Raw genomic sequence first — 21,812 nt, 5'->3', positions numbered from 1 at the left:
ATTGGTAGCTAAAAACCATTAAAAGTTACATAAATATGGCTTCATTATTATTTTCTCCACTTACCATAAAAAAAATCACTTTAAAAAACAGAATCGTAATTTCTCCCATGTGTCAATATTCGGCAATTGACGGATTTGCAAACGATTGGCATCTGGTTCATTTAGGAAGCCGTGCCAGCGGAGGTGTAGGATTGATTATTCAGGAAGCAACAGCAGTTTCTCCGGAAGCCAGAATTTCTCCTTCCGATTTAGGAATTTGGAAAGATGAACACATTCAGAAATTGAAAAGTATTAACGAATTTATCGTTTCACAAAATTCAATTCCCGGAATTCAATTGGCGCATGCAGGCCGAAAAGCAAGTGTTTCTGCTCCTTGGGAAGGCAATAAAAAGTTAGATTTAGGTCAGGGCGGATGGCAAACGGTTTCTTCAAGTGCGATTCCGTATCATGATGATGAACCTTTTCTTCCCACAGCTTTAGATAAAAACGGAATCCAAAAAGTAGTTTCTGATTTTAAATCGGCAACTAAAAGAGCCGCTGAAGCAGGTTATCAGGTTTTAGAAATTCATGGTGCTCATGGTTATTTGTTGCATCAGTTTCTTTCTCCTTTAACAAATAACAGAACCGATGTATACGGAGGAAGTTTCGAAAACAGAATCCGATTGACTTTAGAAATTGTAGAAGCGGTTCAGTCAGAATGGCCTTCGAATTTGCCTTTATTCGTCCGAATTTCTGCAACAGACTGGGCAGAAGGTGGATGGAATCCCGAAGAATCTGTACAGCTTTCGGCAATATTAAAAGAAAAAGGAGTTGATTTAATTGATGTTTCTTCAGGCGGATTGGTTTCATATCAGCAAATTCCGTTACATCCAAATTATCAGGTTCCATTCGCAGAAAAAATTAAAAAAGAAGCCAATATTTTAACCGGAGCTGTTGGTTTAATTACACACGCCGTACAAGCGGAGGATATTCTAAAAAACAATCAGGCTGATTTGGTTTTATTCGCCAGAGAATCGCTTAGAAATCCAAACTTGCCGTTAGATTTTGCTAAAGATTTAAATGAAGATATTCAATGGCCAAAACAATACGAACGCGCTAAAAATTAAAAATTTATTTAGCCACAGATTTCACAGATTAAAAAGATTTTAAAAAAAAAATTGCCACGAATTTCACGAATTAAATTGAGTTCAAACGGAATTAAAATTAGCGAAAATTAGTGGAATTCGTGGCAAAAAAATCATTTTAATCAATAGAATCTGTGGCAAAAAACAAATACCATAAACAATGCAAAAAATAAAAACAGCACTATTATCATACGGAATGTCGGGAAAAGTTTTTCACGCTCCATTTTTAGATATTCATCCCGGATTTGAATTATTAGGTTCCTGGGAAAGAAGCAAAAAATTGATTCAGGAAGATTATCCGTACGTTAAAAGTTATGCATCAATCGATGAGTTATTAGCAGATGATGTCGATTTGGTTATCGTAAATACACCGGTTGGAACACATTATGAATACGCTAAAAAAGTGCTTTTGGCCGGGAAACATGCCGTTGTTGAAAAAGCCTTTACTACCACGGTGGCTGAGGCCGAAGAATTAGCTAAAATCGCCAAAGAAAGCGGATTAAAATTAGCCGTTTTCCAAAACAGAAGATGGGACAGTGATTTTAAAACGATTCAGAAGATAATTAAGGAAGGAGTTTTAGGAGATTTGGTCGAAGCCGAATTTCATTTTGACAGATACAACCCATTATTAAGCCCAAAAGCACATAAAGAAACCGTAAATGATGGTGCCGGAATCCTGAAAGATTTAGGGCCGCATTTAATAGATCAGGCGGTTTCCCTGTTTGGTTCGCCAAAGTCGGTTTTTGGAGATATTCGTTATACCAGAGAAAACTCTTTAGTAGATGACTGGATCGATTTGTTATTGATTTATGATGATTTCAGAGTGCGTTTGAAAGCAGGTTTTTTTGTGAGAGAAGCTAATCCGGCTTACACCATTCACGGTAAAAAAGGATCTTTCTTAAAACCTCGTGGTGATGTCCAGGAAGATGAATTGAAAATTGGTAAAAAACCGAATCTGGATACTTGGGGAACCGAATCTGAAACATTGCAGGGACTTCTACATACGGAAATCAATGGTGAGGTAATCAGAGAAAAAATACCAACATTACAAGGAAACTATTTCTCCTTTTTTGATGGTGTTTATGAATCTATTGCAAACAACAAACCAGAACCCGTTACCGCACAAGACGGCGTAAAAGTAATGCAGATTATTGAAGCCGCGATCGCAAGTAACGTGCAACGAAAAGCAATTGATTTGTAAATTATTTTTTTTGGATTTTCACATTTATAATATCGTAGAGACGCACAGCAGTGCGTCTTTTTTTTGTGTATAGATAGAGAACCTTTGTCCCTTTGTTCATCAGAACCTTTGATTCTTAAAAAAAATTATAAACATATAACGTTATAAATTGAGGAACTGCTAGTCTTCGCTAGTGTGTAAAGTACATTTTTTGTATTTTTATACTACCAATCCAAAAATCCATCATTTTGATAAACTTCAATCCATTATCACTTTTTCAAACCAAAGGAAAAATCAAGAAAGTCTATAGAGAAGCAAAAGCTTCTTATTTAAACCGAATTCGTTTTGCAGTTGGAATGTTTTATTTCGGAATGGGTTTAAGTTTTGCAACCTGGGCGAGTCGAATTCCAGATATCAAAACTGCTTTGCATTTGACAGAAGGCGATTTGGGTTCGATACTTTTTGCCCTGCCAATGGGGCAATTGGTCATTATGCCTTTTTCAGGAAAAATGGTCACCAAATTTGGCAGTCACCGCATATTAATTTTCTCTCTTGTAATGTACGTTTTATGCCTTGCCAATTTAGGTTTGGCAACGACGGCATTACAATTATCGCTTGGTTTATTTATGTTTGGTCTATTTGGAAATTTAGCTAACATTGCCGTAAACACACAAGGCGTTTATACCGAAGTACTTTTCAAAAAAACAATAATGTCATCATTTCACGGAATGTGGAGTTTCGCTGGATTCACAGGAGCTTTAGTTGGTTTAGGAATGTTAGCATTAAATCTCACACCGTTTTATCATTTCTTAATTGTTGGGGCTGTGGTACTACTTATGATTGTTTTTAATTTTAAATTTTTGGTCAAAGCCAAAGAAAAAATGCAGCATAAATCCTCCGAAAAGAAAAAATTATTTGTAAAACCAGACAGTGCTTTAATTTGGCTTGGAGTAATTGGTTTTTGCAGTATGGCGAGTGAAGGCGTAATGTTTGACTGGAGCGGTGTTTATTTTAAAGATATCGTAAAAGCGCCAGGACCTTTGGTGATTTTAGGGTACACCTCATTTATGATTATGATGGCCAGCGGAAGATTTTTAGGAGATGGACTAATTAATAAATTTGGTCGTGAACGCGTTATGCAAATCAGTGGAGTTATGATTTCGGCCGGACTTTTTACGGCTGTTTTTCTTCCTTATATTATTCCGTGTACAATTGCTTTTATGGCCGTTGGTTTGGGAGTTGCGACAATCGTTCCAACAGTTTACAGTATGGCAGGAAAAAATCCAACAGTTCCTCCGGGAGAAGCGTTGACGATTGTATCGAGTGTAAGTTTTCTTGGGTTTTTAATGGGACCGCCAGTAATTGGACACATTGCTGAAAATTTCGGACTTCAATTTTCTTTTGCTTTTATCGGAATATTTGGTGTTCTGATTGCTTTTATGGTCTCTAAAATTAGAACGACAGTTTAAAACGTAGTGCTTAAAAAAAATAAAAAATGGCAAATCTACTTAATTAATTTCAAATTTCAACCAAAACATTAGTAGGAATTTATTTATTTTATTAAATGTTTTATCTACATTTGAATTTCAGCTTATAATAAAAAGCGGGAATCTTCCAAAAACCAATTTTATCTTTTGAATAGGATTAATATCCTAAAGTTATTTTCAAAGTAAATTGGAATTTTTGATGAGAAAAAAGTACTTGGTCTTTTTTATTTTATTGCCTTTTATTCATGCCTTCGCACAGGAGGAAACCATCTTCTTTGGAATCGTAATTGATGCCAAAACGCAAAATCCTATAGAGAACGTAGTGGTCTCTATTCAGAATTCTTCAATAACACAACTCACTTCAAAAAGCGGAAGATTTGAACTGCACTCGACAATAAAAGAAGAGCAATTGCTTTTGCTTCATAGTCACGGCTATAAAGATTTGTTATTAAAATTAGAATCGAATTTTGGATTTAAAGTTAATCTCGGAATATTACAATTGGAAGATAATTTTTCTGATGAGATTCCGGGAACTTTAATTACCTTATTAGAAACTGATTTATCCGATGACAATAGTTCTTCCGAAACAACTTCAGGTCTATTACAATCTTCAAAAGATGCTTTCATGCAGGCTTCGGCTTTTAATTGGGGTCAGGCCCGATTTCGAATTCGTGGCCTTGACAGTGAAAACGGGACGATGATGCTCAACGGCATGCTAATGAATAAAATTTATGATGGAAGGCCACAGTGGAATAATTGGGGAGGTTTGAATAATGTCCTCCGAAATCAGGAATTTTCGGTTGGAGCAGCAATTTCAAATTATACTTTTGGAGGCATTTTAGGAACACAACAAATTTCAACACGGGCATCTATCTACAGAAAAGGTACTCAATTAACTTTTTCAGGAAGTAACACAAATTATAATTGGCGCGTCGTTGGATCGTATGCTTCTGGTAGTAACAAATCGGGTTGGGCGTATGTTATTTCAGCAGGAAAACGCTGGTCAGAAGAAGGATATTTTGAAGGGACGAATTTCAAAGCTGAATCTTTTTTTGCTAGTATTGAGAAGAAATTAAACGACAAAAATGCTATTAATTTTACGGGATTTTATACGCCAAATTCACGAGGGAAAAATGCAGCAAACACAGCTGAAGTTACGCAATTAACGAGTGAAAAGTACAATCCGTATTGGGGTTGGCAAAATGGAGAAAAGCGAAATGCAAGGGTTAAAAATGTCGAAGAACCATTGTTGATGTTTAATCATTATTTTAAAATAAATGAAACTGCCAATCTGAATTCAAGCGTCATGTATCAATTTGGAAAAGTAGGGAATAGTAATATCGATTATCAAAAAGCCAACAGTCCGGATCCAACTTATTACCGGAAATTACCGAGTTATTTCAGCTCGCTTTACGCAAAAGATCAAGGAGAATTTTCGGGGGAATTTACTCCGGATTATGAAAATGCCGAAAAAAGTAAAGTCTCATTTCTGGAAAATCTTCAAATAGATTGGAAGTCATTGTACAAAGCAAATCAGAAATCAATTACAAATTCAGAGCCGGCGCAAAGTAGGTATGTTTTATATGAAGATCGAATGGATGATAAAACTTTTGCAGTAAATACAAACCTGAATGCGCAGCTAACAACCAATATTTTTTTTGATGGAGGTCTGACTTTTCGAAACCTTAAATCGCATAATTTTCAGTGTCTTTTAGATTTGCTCGCAGGAGAATATTTCGAAGATATTGATGCATTTTATAAAGGTGATCAATCTCAATCGGATTTGCAAAAACCAAATCGAAAAGTGAAAGAAGGGGATGTTTATGGATACAATTATAATTTTTTAGCCAATACAATTGATGCCTTTACTCAGTTTCGGTTCTCCTATAAAAAAACGGATTTTTATCTGTCGCAAACTTTCTCAATCTCAGATTATCAAAGAGAAGGATTATATCAAAATGGACTTTATGCAAACACTTCTTTGGGTAAAAGTGAAAAACTAAATTTTGAGAATTTTGGTTTCAAAGGAGGTTTCGCTTATAAAATTTCAGGCAGGCAATCTTTGTTCTTTAATGGTTCACATTTAACCAGAGCACCGTCACTTCGGAATGTTTTTTCTAATTCCCGTTTAAATAATTCAATTGTTGACGGATTAGAAAGTGAGAATCTCAGCAGTGCCGAAGTAAATTACGTTTATCATTCACCTAAACTTAAAATGAGGCTGACCGGATATTATACGTTGATTAAAAACAGTACAAAAACATCTTTTTTTTACGCCGAAGGAATCTTTGATAATGGTGCGGGTTATGATGCGACGGATGCTTTTGTGAGCCAAACTTTGACACATTTAAACAAGAAGAATATTGGAGCAGAATTAAGTTTTGAATATCAACTTTCATCGACATTCAAAACTACAATGGCCGCAGCTTATGGTAACTATAAATACGATAGTAATCCCAATGTTTCCATAACCAACGATGCAAATATTGCAAAAGGAACTCAGGCTAATTTTAATTTTGGCAAAGCGCTTCTTAAAAACTATAAACAAGCTGGAACGCCACAGCAAGCTTATTCTCTGGGATTAGAATATCGAGATCCTAAGTTTTGGTGGCTGGCTTCAAATATCAATTATCTGGCAGGAAATTACATTGATGTTTCACCTATTGCGCGAACGTCACAATTTTATATTAACCCCGATAATGGTTTTACTTTTCCGGAAGCAACACGTGAGCGTGGAGCCGAATTGCTGAAACAGGAAAAATTTGATCCTCTTATGTTGTTGAATATTAGCGGTGGTAAATCATGGCGCATTTATGGTAAATATATCGGGCTTTTTGCAAGTGTAAATAATGTGCTGGATAAGGTTTACAAAACTGGCGGATTTGAGCAGGCACGAAATGCTAATTATAGGTCACTTAATCAGGATTTATCCAGCGGAACACCTTCATTTGGACCAAAATATTATTACGGATACGGGAGGACTTATTTTGTAAATCTTACAATCGGATTATAAAATTGAACCGATTTAAATTCTTTTAAAAAAAAAACATCAAAAAACATGAAAAATAGATTTTTGAGTTCATTTTTATCACTAACATTTTTGACTTTTTGTAGCTGTAATAACGAAGTTGCACTTCCTGAATTAGAATGTTCGCAACCTAATTTAGTAACGAATAAAACCGTCGAAAAAATTCATGAACTGTCAGGGAATGTTGCTAAACAGTATGTTTATGACGATATTATCGAGGCCTATGTAATATCGAGTGATGAAGATGGTAATTTTTTTAAGACTATTACATTTCAGACTTTGCCATCGGAAGACAATCCGGCTACAGGTTTCAGTGTGCCTATTGATGCTTCTAATACCTATATAGATTATCGCGTTGGAAATAAAGTTTATATAAAACTTAAAAACCAATTTACCGATTTGTTTTATGGTGGAATGCGAATTGGAAGTTTGTATGTAAGTAATGCCGGTGAACCAACAATAGGCAGAATTTCTCAAAATGATTACAAAAATGTTTTGAGTGCTTCCTGCACTGTAATTGACGAAAAACAATTGGTCAAGTCATTTTCTATAGAAGAGGCATTAGATGATAGTAAATTAAATACCTTGATAGCGCTTAAGGATGTTGAATTTACAGAATCTGCCTTAGGCCGTCATTATTTTGAAGAAACAAATAATGTCGGAGGCTCAACGAATTGGAGTCTTCGTGATAAAACAGGTAATCAGATTATTTTTAGAACTAGTAGTTATGCCGCTTTCGCAAATCAGCCTGTGCCTGAAGGAAGTGGCACAATAAGAGGAATAATAACAAAATTTGGATCTGATTACCAAATGATGGTAAGGTCAGAAAAAGATGTTGTGCTTGATAGAAAAAGAAATGTGCCGTTTTTTGCAGAAGATTTTCAATCAGTAAAAAACAATGTCAATTTTATGCTTCCTGGATGGAGTAATATTGTTGAAAAAGCCACTAAATTATGGAAAAGCATGGTCTATGGAGGCAATGGTTATGCCGAATTTAATACAACAAGTACAACTGCTGCAGAAAATATCGCCTGGCTGGTTTCGCCTAAAATTAATATGGCTGATTATAAAAATGCTGTGTTATCTTTTAGAAGTGCCCAACACGATTTAAAAGTTGATTCTCCATTAAATGCGCTAGAAATTTATGTGTCAACAAATTTTGACGGTTCTAATGTGACTAAAGCAAAATGGACAAAATTAACGGCAAAATTTCCTTCTCTGGCAACTCCTTCTCGAGAATTTATAAGTTCTGGCGGAGTTGATTTGTCGGCCTACTCAGGAAATATTTTTATAGCATTTAAATATATTGGCTCAGGAAAAGATAAAACACTTAACGGTGCTTTTATGGTGGATGACATTAAAATTTTTGGAGAAAAATAAGTTTCAATTTTTTAAAACTAAAATTAAACCATTCATTTTTAGATGATAATGTAATAATGCATAGTTTTTGAACTTCAAATTGTTAAAATTTAAAGGAATTTTGTATTTTGGTCTTCCCAAATCAATACAAATACCACATGAAAACCTACTTTATTGCCATTATGATGATGGTTTTTCCATGCTTAGTGCATAGCCAGGATGATACTGCACCCGTAAGATTAAAACAAATTAACATTGTAAAAACAAACTATCAGAATTTTAAAGATGGTGAAATTGTAAACAAAACCGTGTTGTTTCACGACGGAAAAATACAATCGATCACTACTTCGGATGTTATTCAGAAATTTTTCTATAATAAAAGCGGATTATTGGATATGACCGTGAAAGAAAAAGTTGGAAGCGACTGGAAAGAAGTGGCGAATTATGTTTACGATGCGGATTTGAACATTACCAAATTCACTAAAAAATATCAGGAAGGAAATGAATATGTTACGAAAACAGTATCGTTTACGTATGAAGGCGCAAGAATAAAAGCGATTACGAAAAAGAGTAACAGTCATTTGAGTCCTTATGAGGATATTGAATATGTTACTGAAAATGGCCTAATTGCAAGACGTACAATGCGCGATAGAAATAAACAGATTATTGGTAAAATAGAATATGTTTATACAAATGATAATGTGATCAAACATAAAGGATTAGTGGGCGATAAAATCTCTAAAACCTATACTTTTGATGACAAAAAATCGGTAGAATCATTAATCGTTCAAAATTTGTTTGGGGATAATTACAAGGTAATCGTTCCTTTGATCTCTTATCACGAAGATGAATTTAGTTTTGAAGCAATATCGTATAACAACGAATTGAATTTTATTCCGTCTTCTACTGTATATGTGGGTGTGACGAGAAAATACAAATACAACAAACTAAATTTCCCGATTTCATGTTCTCAACTTGAGGAAAACGGAATCGTGAAAACAGAAAAAACTTTTATTTACGAATAAAGTTTTTTTGTTGATTGTTGACCCTGTAACAAAAAACATAGTAGACCATTTAGAAATTAAATTCGATTTCTAAATGGTTTTTTTATGAGATAATGAGAATTTCTTAAATAGAACTTAAAAACAAAATTCTATAAGCGTTAGTAGCTCACAAATCATTAAATTTGCAACTTATTCAAAGCTATGTTAGATAAAGAAGTTATAAATTTTGAAAGAACTGCCATTGTTGGTATTGTGACTCAAAACCAAAGTGAAGAGAAACTAAACGAATATCTTGACGAATTAGAGTTTTTGACGTTTACTGCTGGCGGTGAAGTTATTAAGCGTTTTTCGCAAAAAATGGAACGCCCGAATCCGAAGACTTTTATGGGTACGGGAAAAATTGAAGAAATCAATCTTTTTGTAAAAGAAAACGATATATCGACTTTAATTTTTGATGATGAATTGTCGCCTTCACAGCAAAAAAACATCTCGAAAATTATAGATTGTAAAATCCTGGACAGAACCAATTTGATTCTGGATATTTTTGCACAAAGAGCTGAAAGTTCTTATGCAAGAACGCAGGTTGAATTGGCGCAATGCATCTATTTATTGCCAAGACTTTCTGGTTTATGGACACACCTTGAGCGTCAAAAAGGGGGTATTGGTATGCGTGGTCCCGGAGAAACGGAGATTGAAACGGACAGACGTATTGTACGTGACAGAATCTCGTTATTGAAAGATAAAATCAAAACAATCGATAAGCAAATGGGAGTTCAACGAAGCAATCGCGGCGCAATGGTTCGTGTGGCTTTGGTGGGCTATACCAATGTTGGAAAATCGACTTTGATGAATGCAGTTGGTAAAAGTGATGTTTTTGTTGAGAATAAATTATTCGCAACTTTAGATACAACGGTTCGAAAAGTGGTAATTAAAAACCTTCCTTTTTTGCTTTCTGATACCGTAGGTTTTATTAGAAAATTGCCAACTCAATTGGTAGATTCTTTTAAAAGTACGCTTGATGAGGTTCGCGAAGCCGATTTGTTATTACACATTGTAGATATTTCGCATCCTGATTTTGAAGATCATATCGAATCTGTAAATCAAACTTTACAGGATATTAAAGCGCATGAAAAACCGGTTATCATGGTTTTTAATAAAATTGATGCCTACAAACATTTGACGATTGATGAAGATGATTTGATGACCGAAAAAACGCCAAGACATTATACGCTTGAAGAGTGGAAAACAACCTGGATGCATCGTTTAGGTGAAGATAATGCATTGTTTATTTCGGCTACGAATAAAGAAAATTTTGAGGAATTTAGAGAAAGGGTTTACGAAGCAGTTCGTCAGATTCATATTACCAGATTCCCGTATAATAAGTTTTTGTATCCGGATTATAAAGATGCAATCGAAAAAGAAGAAGAATAAGATTTTTTTAACCGCAAAGAGCGCAAATACTTTTACCCTAAAGTATTATAAAACGCAAAGTTCGCAAAGCTAATTCTACATCAGGGTTTGCGAACTTTGCGTTTATAAAGTTAAGTCTGCAAAAAATCTTTGCGCTCTTTGTGGTAAAATATTATAAGGTTTTCCAGATTAGAATCCGAAATTAAGCCCTAAACCAAATACTTCTCTGGTTTGAAGTCCTTGATAGGCATTGTCGTCATAAATGGCCTGAAATGATAAATTAGCCGATAAAAATTTATTGACTTTCATAACGATGTTTAGCGAGTAGTCGATATCAACATTTTGAGGATCTTCTAAATAATTGGAATATAGATTCAGTGTGTTTTCGGCAGTTACGTTGGTCATAATGGCCAATCTGTAATAGACTGAAGCATAAAAACCTAATTCGTAACGCATAGTTTTGCCTTCGTCAACACCAAAATAATCTCCATCTACATACGGTAAGCCAGTGGCTTGATCGATTCCCGTTGTATAAGCATTGTCTACAAAAGTAAATTTTGAAGTCAAAGGAGCAAAGTTTATTTTTAGATTAGCATCTTTTGTCCAATAAATACCAGGACCAGTTGTTAGATACCCCGGAGACATAAATTTGGTACGTTCAGTTCTGATTTCTTTTCCGTTAGCGTCCTGACCGTAAATATAACCAGTTGAAAATTGAGTTCTAAAATTCAGGAAATAAGAGTAATACCATTGCCCAAAAGCTTTTTTTCCAACGATGGAATTGAATTCTAAACGGTCATCTGTTTTTTTCGAGAAGTCAGCATTTTTAGTTTGTAAAAGTCCGTAATACGCTAAGATTTTGTTGTCCCAAGTAAGGTCGCCTTTTTTGTAGTTGAAATCATAATTGATTCCTAAAGTTCCTGAGAAACTATCTTCACCTCCGGCAATCCAGTTATTAAAACTTGATTGATTTAATAAAAGAGATACCGTTCCTTTTTTTTTCCAACCTTCGCCCTCGATAGTATCGTTTATTTTTGTTACCGCTTTTTCGGTATTCTGAATTAACTCTTTCTCTGTATTTTGAGCTTGAACAAAAGTAAAGTTCGCTAAAATGAAGATTAATAACGTTAGCTTCCTCATGGTTGTTTAGTTTAAGTGTATTAACAAATATACTAAAAACCGCTAAAAGGTTCGGGATTTAAAAGAAAGTTATTTCTTATTTTCTTTATATAAAGGTACTGCAGAACAGGCTTCTCCGTACATAATACTTCTTGCAAATGGCTGTAAGTACGTTGTAGCTAAAATGTATGCACGCATTGGGACCGGTTTTTTAGAACAGCCTTTTACGATTACAGGTTTGTTTTTGTAGGCTGAATAATCAATGTTTTTTAAGATTTCTTCGTATAAACTTCCATCTAAATCTTCGATAGTTCCGTTGACAATTTTTTTGGCAAAAGGTGCCAAATGAACACTCACCAAAATTAAAGCCCAAGCCGGAACGATAGCGTCAGTACTGCAATGTACAGCTACGTATTGATCTTGATATTGTGACCAGTCATGGTTTTTTAGATGCTCTCTAAAGTCTTTTTCTTTCAATAAAAACCCTTCTAAAAGCCATTGTGAGATGTCAATTTGCACACGCATTCCTTTTGGATAATAATCCTCAAGGTCAAATACTTCGAGTGCGCTATTGGCAACTTTATTGATGATTTCTTCCATTGTTGAAGTCTTAAAGTCGAATGTCGAAAGTCATAATGTCTTTTCTTTGGGACTTTATGACTTTTGACTTTATGACTAATTTAAAGCATTCCTAATTCTAATTTTGCTTCTTCGCTCATTAAATCTTTAGTCCAAGGCGGATCGAAAGTAATCTCAACATCTACATCTTTAATATGTTCGATAGTTTTTACTTTTTCTTCTACTTCTCTTGGTAAACTCTCCGCTACCGGGCAGTTTGGAGAGGTTAATGTCATTAAGATTTTTACTTCGTAATCTGTGTTTACCATTACATCGTAAATCAATCCTAACTCATAAATATCTACAGGAATCTCCGGATCGTAAATGCCTTTTAAAACTTTTACGATTGATTCTCCTAATTCGTTTGTGTCAATTTCTTGTTCCATTTTTTTGTTTTTTTTCACCATATAAGTGATATAAGTTCATTTAAAACGTTGCGTTGTTTCTCTAACTTTATAATTTTTTTAGATCATTTAAGCAAAAGGCTAATAATCTCTTATAATACTTATATGGTTTAAATTTAATTTCTAATCTTCGAGCCAGCGATATAATTCGTTGACGTATGTTTTTTGGCCTTCGTGATAAATGTTTGTAACGTTAAAGTTTATCATTAATCCTAGTGGGCATTTTAAAAGTTTCATATAAGACATTAATTTAGCAATATGAACAGGTATAATTTGATCTACTGCTTTTAATTCCACAACTAAACATTTTTCGATGAATAAATCACATCTCAAATCTGATTCTAATTCTAAGCCTTTGTATTCAACAGGAATCACTAACTCAGATTGAAAATTTATTCCTCTTAAAGATAATTCTTTGATCATGCATTGATGATAGATATTTTCTAAAAGTCCTGCTCCAATATTTTTATGAACCTCAATTGCTGCTCCATTAACTTGATAAATTAAATCTTTCAAATATTTCTTCGTTATCATTACTATTTTTCAGCAATAATAAGAAATAAAAAAGAAAGATAAAACTTACTTTTGGTGTTTTTTCGACCATATAAGTAATATAAGTTCATTTAAAAGTTTAGTTTTAATTCTTCTTATATTTTAACTTAAAACGCTTAGTAAACGCAACGCTTATATTTCTAACATGAACTTATATGGTTCAAAATTAGCATCTAATTATTTTTAGCATTAAAAGCCAAAGCGTACATTTTGATATTTTTAATCATCGAAACCAAACCGTTTGCGCGTGTTGCCGATAAATGTTCTTTCAATCCAATTTCGTCAATAAATAGAGTATCGGCATTTATGATATCTTCTGCTTTTTGATTGGAGAATGCACGGATTAAAATTGCGATTATTCCCTTGGTTAAAATCGCATCACTATCCGCAGTAAAGACAATTTTGTCGTCTTGTTGTTCACCTTGCAGCCAAACTTTTGATTGACAACCTTTGATTAAATTCTCGTCGGTTTTGTATTCTTCTTTGATTAACGGAAGACTTTTTCCTAATTCGATGATGTATTCGTAACGTTGCATCCAGTCGTCAAACATTGAGAATTCGTCTATTATCTCGTTTTGTATTTCTTTTATTGTCATAATTATTCTTTAGCAAAATCCGTCAGCAAATTTACTAATTTTTCGATTTCCTTTGGAGGAAAACCATTGTCGAAACCTGCTGTTTCGTACGTTTTTGGATTCTGAATTATTTTTAAATTTCCAATTGCGGCACCATCATAAAAACGTTTTTCGGTTGGTGCTTTTAAAGCAGAAAGACTATCTAAATTTATTTTTTCAAATTCGGATACAATTTTATTCCACTTTGCATTATCTATTTCACTTACAATTGCTTCTGTATCTCTTCCGTTGGTTACTGAAACTTTTTGATCCTGAACAACAATTCTTTTGTAGAGACCTCTAGACATGGCAGTGTATTCAATCTGAGTTCCTGTCATATCAGTTTTTTTTTGGCTTGAACAGCCTGTTCCGATACAAATAACTAGTAATAATAAAGATACTATTTTCATAAAATATTTTTTAGCTTAACATGGTTTTTGCTTTTTTCACTGCTTCAACCATGGCATCAATTTCTTCTTTCGTATTATAAAAAGAAAAAGAAGCACGAATGGTTCCAGGAATGCAAAAGAAGTTCATAATGGGTTGAGCACAATGGTGTCCGGTACGAACGGCAATTCCTAATTTGTCGATAATTGAGCCAACGTCGTAAGGATGAATTCCATCAATATTAAACGAAACCACAGAAGCTTTATTTTTTCCGGTTCCGTAAATTCGTAAACCTTCAATTTCTAGTAAACGTTTTGTAGCGTGATCTAATAATTCGTGTTCATATTGTTGAATATTGTCAAAACCTATATTGTTCAAATAATCAATAGCAGTTCCCAAAACAATTCCGCCTGCGATATTAGGCGTTCCGGCTTCAAATTTGTGAGGAAGATCAGCATAAGTTGTTTTCTCGAACGTCACTTCTTTGATCATCTCTCCACCACCCTGATAAGGAGGAAGTTTATTTAGCCATGCTTCTTTTCCGTATAGAATTCCGGTTCCGGTTGGACCGCACATTTTATGTCCGGAAAAAGCGTAGAAATCACAATTTAACTCCTGAACGTCTGGTTTTAAATGCGGAACAGCCTGTGCGCCATCAATTAAAACTGCAGCTCCAACAGCGTGTGCTTTATCAATAATATATTTTATCGGATTGATGATTCCCAATGCGTTCGAAATATGATTTACGGTAACGACTTTGGTTTTTTCTGATAACAAAGCATCAAAAGCTTCCAGAATCAATTCGCCATCTTCGTTCATCGGAATTACCTTTAAAGTTGCTCCGGTTTTTTCGCATAACATTTGCCACGGCACAATATTACTATGATGCTCTAAAGAAGAAACAATTACTTCGTCGCCCGGTTTTAAAATAGATGCAAAACCGTTTGTAACTAAATTAATTCCGTGTGTTGTTCCTGAAGTAAAAAGTACTTCGTGAGCAAATTTTGCATTAATATGTTGCTGTACTTTGCCACGAGAAATTTCGTAAGCATCAGTAGCTAATTGACTTAAAGTGTGAACACCTCTATGAATATTGGCGTTTATTTCCTGATAATATTTCACTTCAGCATCGATCACAATTTGTGGCTTTTGCGAAGTCGCTCCGTTATCGAAATATACCAATGGTTTTCCGTTTACTTTTTGTGAAAGTATTGGAAATTCAGCTCTTATTTTTTGGATATCTAGCATGTCTTATTTAGAAAAATTCTATCTACAAAAGTACTAAAACTAAATTGGTTTCTTCATCAAAACTATAATTTCCTTTTATGACGCCATCAGCGAGAGGTTTAAATGTCGATTCCGTAAAATTAGATTTGATTTTATAAATTATATGAAATGGAAATCTAAATTCGATCATAATATCGTGATCATAAATTAATTATATTGCATTAAAAATAGCTAACGTCATTATGAAAAAATTTCTCAAAGTACTTGCGCTTGTTTTGGTTCTTGCCTTTTTGTATTTCGGATTCACCACTTATCCGAAGTTGGACTTGATTTCCGGTTTCTCAGCCAAAAGTGTGGCTTCTGGTCATTTTATGGATAATCGATCTTTGGACCTGATTCAGAAAACGGACAATGATATCAATATGATTGATTTGGCTAAAAATTCCATTGATGAGTCTGGTAAGTTTGCAACGGCTTCGGTTTATGGTTTAAAAGAAAGAAAAGCGATTTACAGAGAAGGTTTAGGCGCAACTTTGATTGATGATGATTTTGATGTTTCGAAACCATATTTGCTTCCAAAAAGAACAAAATTAGTTAACAATCTTCCTTTTCCTTACGGGAATAATGCGCCAAAAGATACATTGTTTTCTAATATTGATTATGCAAAATTGAAAAGTGCCGTTGATAATTCTTTCGATAAAAATGGAGGAAAAGCAAAGAGAACACGTGCCGTTGTAGTTATATATAAAGATAAATTGATAGCAGAAAAATACGATACCGGTTTTAATAAAGACAGTAAAATTTTAGGTTGGTCGATGACAAAAAGCATTACAAGTTCGGCTTTTGGAGTTTTAGCCAAACAAGGAAAAATTGATATTTATAAAGCCGCTCCAATTGCAGAATGGCAAAAAGATGATCGCAAGATTATCACGATTAACGATTTACTTCATATGAATTCCGGTTTGGAATGGGAAGAGAATTATACCAAAATTTGCGATGCGACAAAGATGCTTTTTCAGGCCGAAGATATGGGGAAAGTGCAATTGGATAAACCAGCACAATTTAAACCTAACACACATTGGAATTACTCTTCAGGAACAACTAATTTATTATCCCGAATTTTAAGAAGCCAGTTTAAAACACAACAAGAATATCTTGATTTTTGGTACGGCGCTTTAATTGACAAAATCGGAATGAATTCGATGATTGTGGAACAAGATATGTCCGGAACTTTTGTAGGTTCATCATACGGATGGGCAACACCAAGAGACTGGTCAAAATTTGGATTGTTATACCTGCATAAAGGAAACTGGAACGGAGAACAAATCTTAGATGAAAGCTGGGTGAAATATACTGCAACACCAACAAATACTTCTGAAGGGAAATATGGAGCGCAGTTTTGGTTAAACGCCGGAGGAAAATTCCCGGATGTGCCTCGTGATATGTTTTATTGCAGTGGTTACCAAGGACAAATGGTGGCGATTATCCCATCTTTAGATATGGTAATAGTGAGAATGGGAGTGAAGGAAGAAGAGCCTGGATTTGATTTTAATGGGTTTTTGAAGGGGATAATTGATAGTGTGAAGAAGTAGATTGTTTTATTCCTGCAAGGTTTCCAAAACCTTGTAGGTATTATGTTTGCGTTTCGATACCTACAAGGTTTTGGAAACCTTGCAGGAAAGCATAAAAAAACCGATAAGCTTTAATAACTTATCGGTTTTTATTTTTTAAAGAATAAAATTTTCTACAAATCAAATCCTAAATTCACGCCCAATTTCATGGCAATGATTTTAGTAATTCGTTGTTTTAATTCCGGTATTTTGATGCTTTCGATAACGGCATTTGAGAATGCGTACATCAATAAAGCTTTAGCTTCTTTTTTAGGAATACCACGTGATTGCATGTAGAACATTGCAGTTTCGTCTAATTGTCCGACAGTACAACCGTGAGAACATTTTACGTCATCAGCAAAAATTTCTAATTGTGGTTTTGCATTGATAGTTGCTTTGTCACTCAATAAAATGTTGTTGCTTTTTTGGAAAGCATTTGTTTTTTGAGCTTCTTTTTCTACCAAAACTTTTCCGTTGAAAACTCCGGTCGAACGATCAGAGAAAATTCCTTTATAATCCTGGAAACTTTCGCAATTTGGTGTTGCGTGGTTTACCAAAGTATAATGATCAACGTGTTGTTTTTCGCCAATGATTGTGATTCCGTTTAGCGTACTTGTCAATCTTTCCCCAAAATGGTAAAAGTTCAAATTGTTACGCGTTAGATTTCCTCCAAAAGAAAAAGTATGTACATAAACATGACTTTCTTGTTGTTGTGAAACATACGTATTATCAATTAAATTCGCTTCAAGATTGTCATTTTGAATTTTGTAGTGATCTACAATCGCACGTTTTTGAGCAAAAATCTCAGTAACCGAATTGGTTAGAACCGGATTTTCATTCAAACTTTGGTGACGCTCGATAATTTGAACATGTGAATTTTCACCTACAATAATCAAATTTCTTGGCTGAACTAATAAAGCAGATTCGTTTCCTGTTGAGAAATACATGATCTCAATAGGTTTGTCAGCCACTTTCTTTTGCGGAATATTGATAAAAGCTCCTTCACTTGCAAAGGCAGTATTCAACGAAGTCAAACTTTCGTCTTTGCTTGCAATTTGGTTGAAGTATTTATCGATAACCATTTTATATTTTGGTTTGGTCAATGCCGAAGACATTAAGCAAACATCGATTCCGTCATGTGTTGTAGAAGACAAATGCGAGCTGAAAACCCCATCGATAAACACCAATTTATAAGTGTCAATTTCGTGTAAAAAGTATTTTTTTACGTGGTTAAATTCGATTGCATTCTCCTGCTTTGGAAAAACGGTAAAGTCATTTTTTAAGATGGCATTTAGCGATGTATATTTCCAGGCTTCTTCTTTTTTGGTTGGGAAACCTTTATTTTCGAAGTTTTTTAAGGCATTTGTGCGAATGTCATGCAAATCTGAATGTACATCGACACGCTCTTCAAAAGCCATAAAAGACGATACTAATTTTTCTTTTAAATCCATTGTTCTTTTTTAGTCTTAAAGTCGAAAGTCGAAAGTCGAAAGACTCAGGATTACCGACTACTTTTGTCAAATTTCAAAAATTAAAGCCAAAGTAAATACTTTATGACTTGTGACTTTATGACTTTTGACTCAAATATTTAATGAAACCGCTTAATAATTTCGATATTTCAGTTACCGAATCTAAAAGCATTTCAAATTCTTCTTTTATAATATATTCTAAATCAAAAGCTAAATATAATTGAGATCTAACTTCTCCTGCAGATGCTTTGGCTACATATAAAAAATAAACAAACTCTTTATCTGTATTTCTTTCAAAGCCTTCTGCAATATTTGATGATATAGAAAGTGATGCGCGTCTTATTTGTCTAACGAAATCAAAGTCTTTTTTAAAATTAGAATTTTCGGTTGCCAGATATATTTTCTTATTGAAGATTCTAGATTTCTGCCAGGAATTTATTTCTTCAAAAGATTTAAATTTACTCATGCTTTACTTTTGACTTTATGACTTTAGACTTTCAGACTGACTAGTTCTCCGCTTTAATCCAGTCGTATCCTTTTTCTTCCAATTCGTAAGCCAATTCTTTTCCTCCTGATTTTACAATCCTTCCGTTGTAAAGAACGTGAACAAAATCCGGAACGATATAATCTAACAAACGTTGGTAGTGTGTGATCACGATAATTGCGTTTTTCTCGCTTTTCAATTTGTTAACTCCGTTAGCCACAATTCTTAAAGCATCGATATCAAGACCAGAATCGGTTTCGTCAAGGATGGCCAATTTTGGTTCTAACATTGCCATTTGAAAAATCTCGTTTCTTTTTTTCTCTCCTCCTGAAAAACCTTCGTTTAAAGAACGAGATAAAAATTTACGATCGATTTCTAATAATTCAGATTTCTCACGAATTACTTTTAGCATTTCGTTAGCCGGCATTTCTTCCTGACCGTTTGCTTTACGAGTTTCATTGATGGCAGTTTTCATAAAGTTAGTTACGCTAACTCCAGGAATTTCTACAGGATATTGAAACGAAAGGAAAACTCCTTTGTGTGCTCTTTCTTCAGGAGCCAGATCAGCAAGATCTTCTCCATCAAGGAAAACTTGTCCGTCAGTAACTTCGTAGTTTTCGTTTCCTGCGATAACAGCAGAAAGTGTACTTTTTCCAGAACCGTTTGGTCCCATGATAGCGTGTACTTCGCCAGCTTTAACTTCTATATTAATTCCTTTAAGGATTTCTTTATCACCAATTCCGGCGTGAAGGTTTTTTATTGATAACATTGTTTTTTTTATTTTTATATAAATGTCAATTCTATTTTTGTTGTTTGGTTTAGGATGTTGGCATTAAAATGCGCGTGTCCTAAATATTCCATGCCTAAATAATCGGCAGATTTTTTGAACGGAATGTAAAAACTCTCTTCAATTTCGTTGTCGTGTGAATTTGATATCACACCAATTTTCTTTCCTCTAAGCTTTCGTCCGGTTTCTTTTTCAATTCGGATTAAATCCGAAAAACGATCAAAGAAAACCTTCATAATCCCACTCATATTATACCAATATATGGGCGTTGCAAAAATTAAAGTGTCGTACTGTTCAAGTATTCTTCTTATTAAGGGAAGAAAATCATCTTCTCTGTTTTTGCTTTCATAATCATAATACGAAATATTATAATCACTCAAATTAATTACATCTATTCCGGTTTCTTTAGAAATCTCGTCTACAATTTTTGTTGTGTTTCCGTTTTTTCGTGATGAACCTAAAATGATTACTTTTTTACCTTCCATTTTGTAATTAACCTACAGATCCTTCTAAAGAAATCTCTAATAATTTTTGAGCTTCAACAGCAAATTCCATTGGTAATTTGTTCAATACATCTTTACTGAAACCATTTACAATTAAGGCAATCGCTTTTTCAGTCGGGATACCTCTTTGGTTGCAATAAAAAACCTGATCTTCTCCAATTTTACTTGTAGTTGCTTCGTGCTCGATTTTAGCCGATGGATTTTTACTTTCGATATAAGGGAAAGTATGAGCTCCGCAATTGTTACCCATTAAAAGAGAATCGCATTGTGAAAAGTTTCTTGCATTCTCAGCTCTAGGGCTAATTTGCACTAATCCACGGTAACTGTTTTGCGATTTACCAGCCGAAATACCTTTAGAAATAATAGTCGATTTAGTGTTTTTACCTAAATGGATCATTTTAGTTCCGGTATCTGCTTGTTGGTAATTATTGGTAACGGCAATAGAATAAAATTCTCCTACCGAATTATCTCCTTTTAATACACAAGAAGGATATTTCCAGGTTACAGCAGAACCTGTTTCAACTTGTGTCCATGAAATTTTAGCGTTTGTTTCGCATAAACCTCTTTTGGTTACAAAGTTGTAAACTCCACCTTTTCCTTCTTTGTTTCCAGGAAACCAGTTTTGAACGGTAGAATATTTAATTTCTGCATCATCCAAAGCGATTAATTCAACCACCGCAGCGTGCAATTGATTTTCGTCACGACTTGGAGCTGTACAGCCTTCAAGGTAGGATACGTAACTTCCTGCATCAGCAATAACAAGTGTTCTTTCGAATTGTCCTGTTCCTGCCTGATTGATTCTGAAATACGTTGAAAGTTCCATTGGACAACGAACACCTTTTGGAATATAACAGAAACTTCCGTCAGAGAAAACTGCTGAGTTTAATGCTGCGTAGAAGTTGTCTTTTTGAGGTACAACAGTTCCTAAATATTTTTTCACTAATTCCGGATGCTCTTTAATAGCTTCAGAAATCGGGCAGAAAATAATTCCTTTTTCTCCTAATGTTTTCTTGAAAGTAGTAGCTACAGAAACAGAATCGACCACAATATCCATAGCGACATTGTTCATCATTTTTTGTTCATCGACAGAGATTCCTAACTTTTTGTACATTTCTAAAAGTTCCGGATCAACATCGTCCAAAGTTTTAGTTGGATCTACTTGTTTTGGAGCTGAATAATAAGAAATGGCTTGGAAATCTGGTTTTTGGTAATGAACGTTTGCCCATTCCGGCTCGATCATTTCCTTCCAGGCACGAAAAGCCTCAATGCGCCATTCGGTCATCCATTCCGGCTCTTCTTTTTTAAGAGAAATAGCTCTTACGATATCTTCGTTTAAGCCAATAGGGAACGTCTCCGATTCGATATCGGTGTAAAACCCGTATTCGTATTCTTTAGTTTCGAGTTCGATTTTTAAATCGTCTTCTGTGTATTTGCTCATTGTTTTTT

At 34.3% G+C, this 21,812-nt stretch carries 20 protein-coding genes; 8 read left to right on the top strand and 12 right to left on the bottom strand.

Annotation, left to right across the window (positions count from 1 at the left end; all coding sequences use genetic code 11):
- Nucleotides 1-35: 35 nt before the first annotated feature.
- The 7 genes from J2X17_RS02125 (at nucleotide 36) to hflX (ending at nucleotide 10,613) form a co-directional block, all read left to right on the top strand.
- Nucleotides 36-1,106, top strand: coding sequence for an NADH:flavin oxidoreductase/NADH oxidase (locus J2X17_RS02125; RefSeq protein ID WP_310294227.1), 1,071 nt, complete (start codon nucleotides 36-38; stop codon nucleotides 1,104-1,106).
- A 178-nt stretch (nucleotides 1,107-1,284) separates the two neighbouring features.
- Nucleotides 1,285-2,325, top strand: a complete 1,041-nt coding sequence (locus J2X17_RS02120) for a Gfo/Idh/MocA family oxidoreductase (protein ID WP_310294225.1) — start codon at nucleotides 1,285-1,287, stop codon at nucleotides 2,323-2,325.
- A gap of 227 nt (nucleotides 2,326-2,552) precedes the next feature.
- Nucleotides 2,553-3,773 (top strand): MFS transporter, encoded by a 1,221-nt coding sequence (locus J2X17_RS02115; protein ID WP_310294223.1) that lies wholly within the window; start codon nucleotides 2,553-2,555, stop codon nucleotides 3,771-3,773.
- Nucleotides 3,774-3,990: 217 nt separating this feature from the next.
- A complete protein-coding gene (locus J2X17_RS02110) occupies nucleotides 3,991-6,804 on the top strand; it encodes a TonB-dependent receptor (protein WP_310294221.1) in 2,814 nt (937 codons plus the stop codon).
- Between the two features lie 45 nt (nucleotides 6,805-6,849).
- Nucleotides 6,850-8,199, top strand: a complete 1,350-nt coding sequence (locus tag J2X17_RS02105) for a DUF5689 domain-containing protein (RefSeq protein ID WP_310294219.1) — start codon at nucleotides 6,850-6,852, stop codon at nucleotides 8,197-8,199.
- A gap of 137 nt (nucleotides 8,200-8,336) precedes the next feature.
- Nucleotides 8,337-9,203, top strand: a complete 867-nt coding sequence (locus J2X17_RS02100; RefSeq protein ID WP_310294216.1) for a hypothetical protein — start codon at nucleotides 8,337-8,339, stop codon at nucleotides 9,201-9,203.
- 180 nt (nucleotides 9,204-9,383) lie between these two features.
- A complete protein-coding gene (gene hflX, locus J2X17_RS02095) occupies nucleotides 9,384-10,613 on the top strand; it encodes a GTPase HflX (RefSeq protein ID WP_310294214.1) in 1,230 nt (409 codons plus the stop codon).
- A 168-nt stretch (nucleotides 10,614-10,781) separates the two neighbouring features.
- Here the strand turns inward: hflX and J2X17_RS02090 are convergent, their stop codons facing one another.
- The 7 genes from J2X17_RS02090 to J2X17_RS02060 all read right to left on the bottom strand — a co-directional run bounded on the left by J2X17_RS02090 (nucleotide 10,782) and on the right by J2X17_RS02060 (nucleotide 15,534).
- Nucleotides 10,782-11,732, bottom strand: a complete 951-nt coding sequence (locus J2X17_RS02090; protein ID WP_310294211.1) for a DUF3078 domain-containing protein — start codon at nucleotides 11,730-11,732, stop codon at nucleotides 10,782-10,784.
- Nucleotides 11,733-11,801: 69 nt separating this feature from the next.
- On the bottom strand, nucleotides 11,802-12,311 hold the full coding sequence (locus J2X17_RS02085; RefSeq protein ID WP_310294209.1) for a DUF2480 family protein: 510 nt from the start codon (nucleotides 12,309-12,311) through the stop codon (nucleotides 11,802-11,804).
- An 80-nt stretch (nucleotides 12,312-12,391) separates the two neighbouring features.
- Nucleotides 12,392-12,715 (bottom strand): SUF system Fe-S cluster assembly protein, encoded by a 324-nt coding sequence (locus tag J2X17_RS02080; protein WP_041519984.1) that lies wholly within the window; start codon nucleotides 12,713-12,715, stop codon nucleotides 12,392-12,394.
- Nucleotides 12,716-12,856: 141 nt separating this feature from the next.
- Nucleotides 12,857-13,267, bottom strand: coding sequence for a GxxExxY protein (locus J2X17_RS02075; RefSeq protein ID WP_310294206.1), 411 nt, complete (start codon nucleotides 13,265-13,267; stop codon nucleotides 12,857-12,859).
- Nucleotides 13,268-13,458: 191 nt separating this feature from the next.
- A complete protein-coding gene (locus J2X17_RS02070) occupies nucleotides 13,459-13,881 on the bottom strand; it encodes a SufE family protein (protein WP_310294204.1) in 423 nt (140 codons plus the stop codon).
- Between the two features lie 2 nt (nucleotides 13,882-13,883).
- The gene (locus J2X17_RS02065; protein WP_310294202.1) at nucleotides 13,884-14,309 is read right to left on the bottom strand and encodes a hypothetical protein; all 426 of its coding nucleotides are present in this window, start codon (nucleotides 14,307-14,309) and stop codon (nucleotides 13,884-13,886) included.
- Nucleotides 14,310-14,319: 10 nt separating this feature from the next.
- Entirely contained in the window at nucleotides 14,320-15,534 is a 1,215-nt protein-coding gene (locus J2X17_RS02060; RefSeq protein ID WP_310294200.1) for an aminotransferase class V-fold PLP-dependent enzyme, read from the bottom strand.
- Between the two features lie 221 nt (nucleotides 15,535-15,755).
- Between J2X17_RS02060 and J2X17_RS02055 the strand changes: the two genes are divergently transcribed.
- A complete protein-coding gene (locus tag J2X17_RS02055; RefSeq protein ID WP_310294198.1) occupies nucleotides 15,756-17,105 on the top strand; it encodes a serine hydrolase domain-containing protein in 1,350 nt (449 codons plus the stop codon).
- Nucleotides 17,106-17,257: 152 nt separating this feature from the next.
- Here J2X17_RS02055 and sufD read toward each other — a convergent pair whose 3' ends face one another.
- The 5 genes from sufD to sufB all read right to left on the bottom strand — a co-directional run bounded on the left by sufD (nucleotide 17,258) and on the right by sufB (nucleotide 21,804).
- Complete coding sequence (gene sufD, locus J2X17_RS02050) at nucleotides 17,258-18,574, bottom strand: Fe-S cluster assembly protein SufD (RefSeq protein WP_133523559.1); 1,317 nt, start codon at nucleotides 18,572-18,574, stop codon at nucleotides 17,258-17,260.
- Nucleotides 18,575-18,689: 115 nt separating this feature from the next.
- Nucleotides 18,690-19,058, bottom strand: a complete 369-nt coding sequence (locus J2X17_RS02045) for a four helix bundle protein (protein ID WP_310294196.1) — start codon at nucleotides 19,056-19,058, stop codon at nucleotides 18,690-18,692.
- A 40-nt stretch (nucleotides 19,059-19,098) separates the two neighbouring features.
- Entirely contained in the window at nucleotides 19,099-19,845 is a 747-nt protein-coding gene (gene sufC, locus J2X17_RS02040) for a Fe-S cluster assembly ATPase SufC (RefSeq protein WP_056189584.1), read from the bottom strand.
- Between the two features lie 14 nt (nucleotides 19,846-19,859).
- Nucleotides 19,860-20,348, bottom strand: a complete 489-nt coding sequence (locus J2X17_RS02035; RefSeq protein WP_310294193.1) for a flavodoxin family protein — start codon at nucleotides 20,346-20,348, stop codon at nucleotides 19,860-19,862.
- A 7-nt stretch (nucleotides 20,349-20,355) separates the two neighbouring features.
- A complete protein-coding gene (gene sufB / locus J2X17_RS02030) occupies nucleotides 20,356-21,804 on the bottom strand; it encodes a Fe-S cluster assembly protein SufB (protein ID WP_194656275.1) in 1,449 nt (482 codons plus the stop codon).
- Between the last annotated feature and the right edge of the window lie 8 nt (nucleotides 21,805-21,812).

The organism is Flavobacterium aquidurense (assembly GCF_031458035.1).
Taxonomy (GTDB): Bacteria; Bacteroidota; Bacteroidia; order Flavobacteriales; family Flavobacteriaceae; genus Flavobacterium; species Flavobacterium aquidurense_C.
Note: the sequence above shows the minus strand (reverse complement) of the source record. Positions and strands in the feature narration are given on the sequence as shown.

Coding starts and splice junctions, on each gene's coding strand:
- J2X17_RS02125 (WP_310294227.1), top strand. CDS start 36: ATGGCTTCATTATTATTTTCTCCACTTACCATAAAAAAAATCACTTTA.
- J2X17_RS02120 (WP_310294225.1), top strand. CDS start 1,285: ATGCAAAAAATAAAAACAGCACTATTATCATACGGAATGTCGGGAAAA.
- J2X17_RS02110 (WP_310294221.1), top strand. CDS start 3,991: ATGAGAAAAAAGTACTTGGTCTTTTTTATTTTATTGCCTTTTATTCAT.
- J2X17_RS02105 (WP_310294219.1), top strand. CDS start 6,850: ATGAAAAATAGATTTTTGAGTTCATTTTTATCACTAACATTTTTGACT.
- J2X17_RS02100 (WP_310294216.1), top strand. CDS start 8,337: ATGAAAACCTACTTTATTGCCATTATGATGATGGTTTTTCCATGCTTA.
- hflX (WP_310294214.1), top strand. CDS start 9,384: ATGTTAGATAAAGAAGTTATAAATTTTGAAAGAACTGCCATTGTTGGT.
- J2X17_RS02090 (WP_310294211.1), bottom strand. CDS start 11,732: ATGAGGAAGCTAACGTTATTAATCTTCATTTTAGCGAACTTTACTTTT.
- J2X17_RS02085 (WP_310294209.1), bottom strand. CDS start 12,311: ATGGAAGAAATCATCAATAAAGTTGCCAATAGCGCACTCGAAGTATTT.
- J2X17_RS02080 (WP_041519984.1), bottom strand. CDS start 12,715: ATGGAACAAGAAATTGACACAAACGAATTAGGAGAATCAATCGTAAAA.
- J2X17_RS02075 (WP_310294206.1), bottom strand. CDS start 13,267: ATGATAACGAAGAAATATTTGAAAGATTTAATTTATCAAGTTAATGGA.
- J2X17_RS02070 (WP_310294204.1), bottom strand. CDS start 13,881: ATGACAATAAAAGAAATACAAAACGAGATAATAGACGAATTCTCAATG.
- J2X17_RS02065 (WP_310294202.1), bottom strand. CDS start 14,309: ATGAAAATAGTATCTTTATTATTACTAGTTATTTGTATCGGAACAGGC.
- J2X17_RS02060 (WP_310294200.1), bottom strand. CDS start 15,534: ATGCTAGATATCCAAAAAATAAGAGCTGAATTTCCAATACTTTCACAA.
- J2X17_RS02055 (WP_310294198.1), top strand. CDS start 15,756: ATGAAAAAATTTCTCAAAGTACTTGCGCTTGTTTTGGTTCTTGCCTTT.
- sufD (WP_133523559.1), bottom strand. CDS start 18,574: ATGGATTTAAAAGAAAAATTAGTATCGTCTTTTATGGCTTTTGAAGAG.
- J2X17_RS02045 (WP_310294196.1), bottom strand. CDS start 19,058: ATGAGTAAATTTAAATCTTTTGAAGAAATAAATTCCTGGCAGAAATCT.
- sufC (WP_056189584.1), bottom strand. CDS start 19,845: ATGTTATCAATAAAAAACCTTCACGCCGGAATTGGTGATAAAGAAATC.
- J2X17_RS02035 (WP_310294193.1), bottom strand. CDS start 20,348: ATGGAAGGTAAAAAAGTAATCATTTTAGGTTCATCACGAAAAAACGGA.
- sufB (WP_194656275.1), bottom strand. CDS start 21,804: ATGAGCAAATACACAGAAGACGATTTAAAAATCGAACTCGAAACTAAA.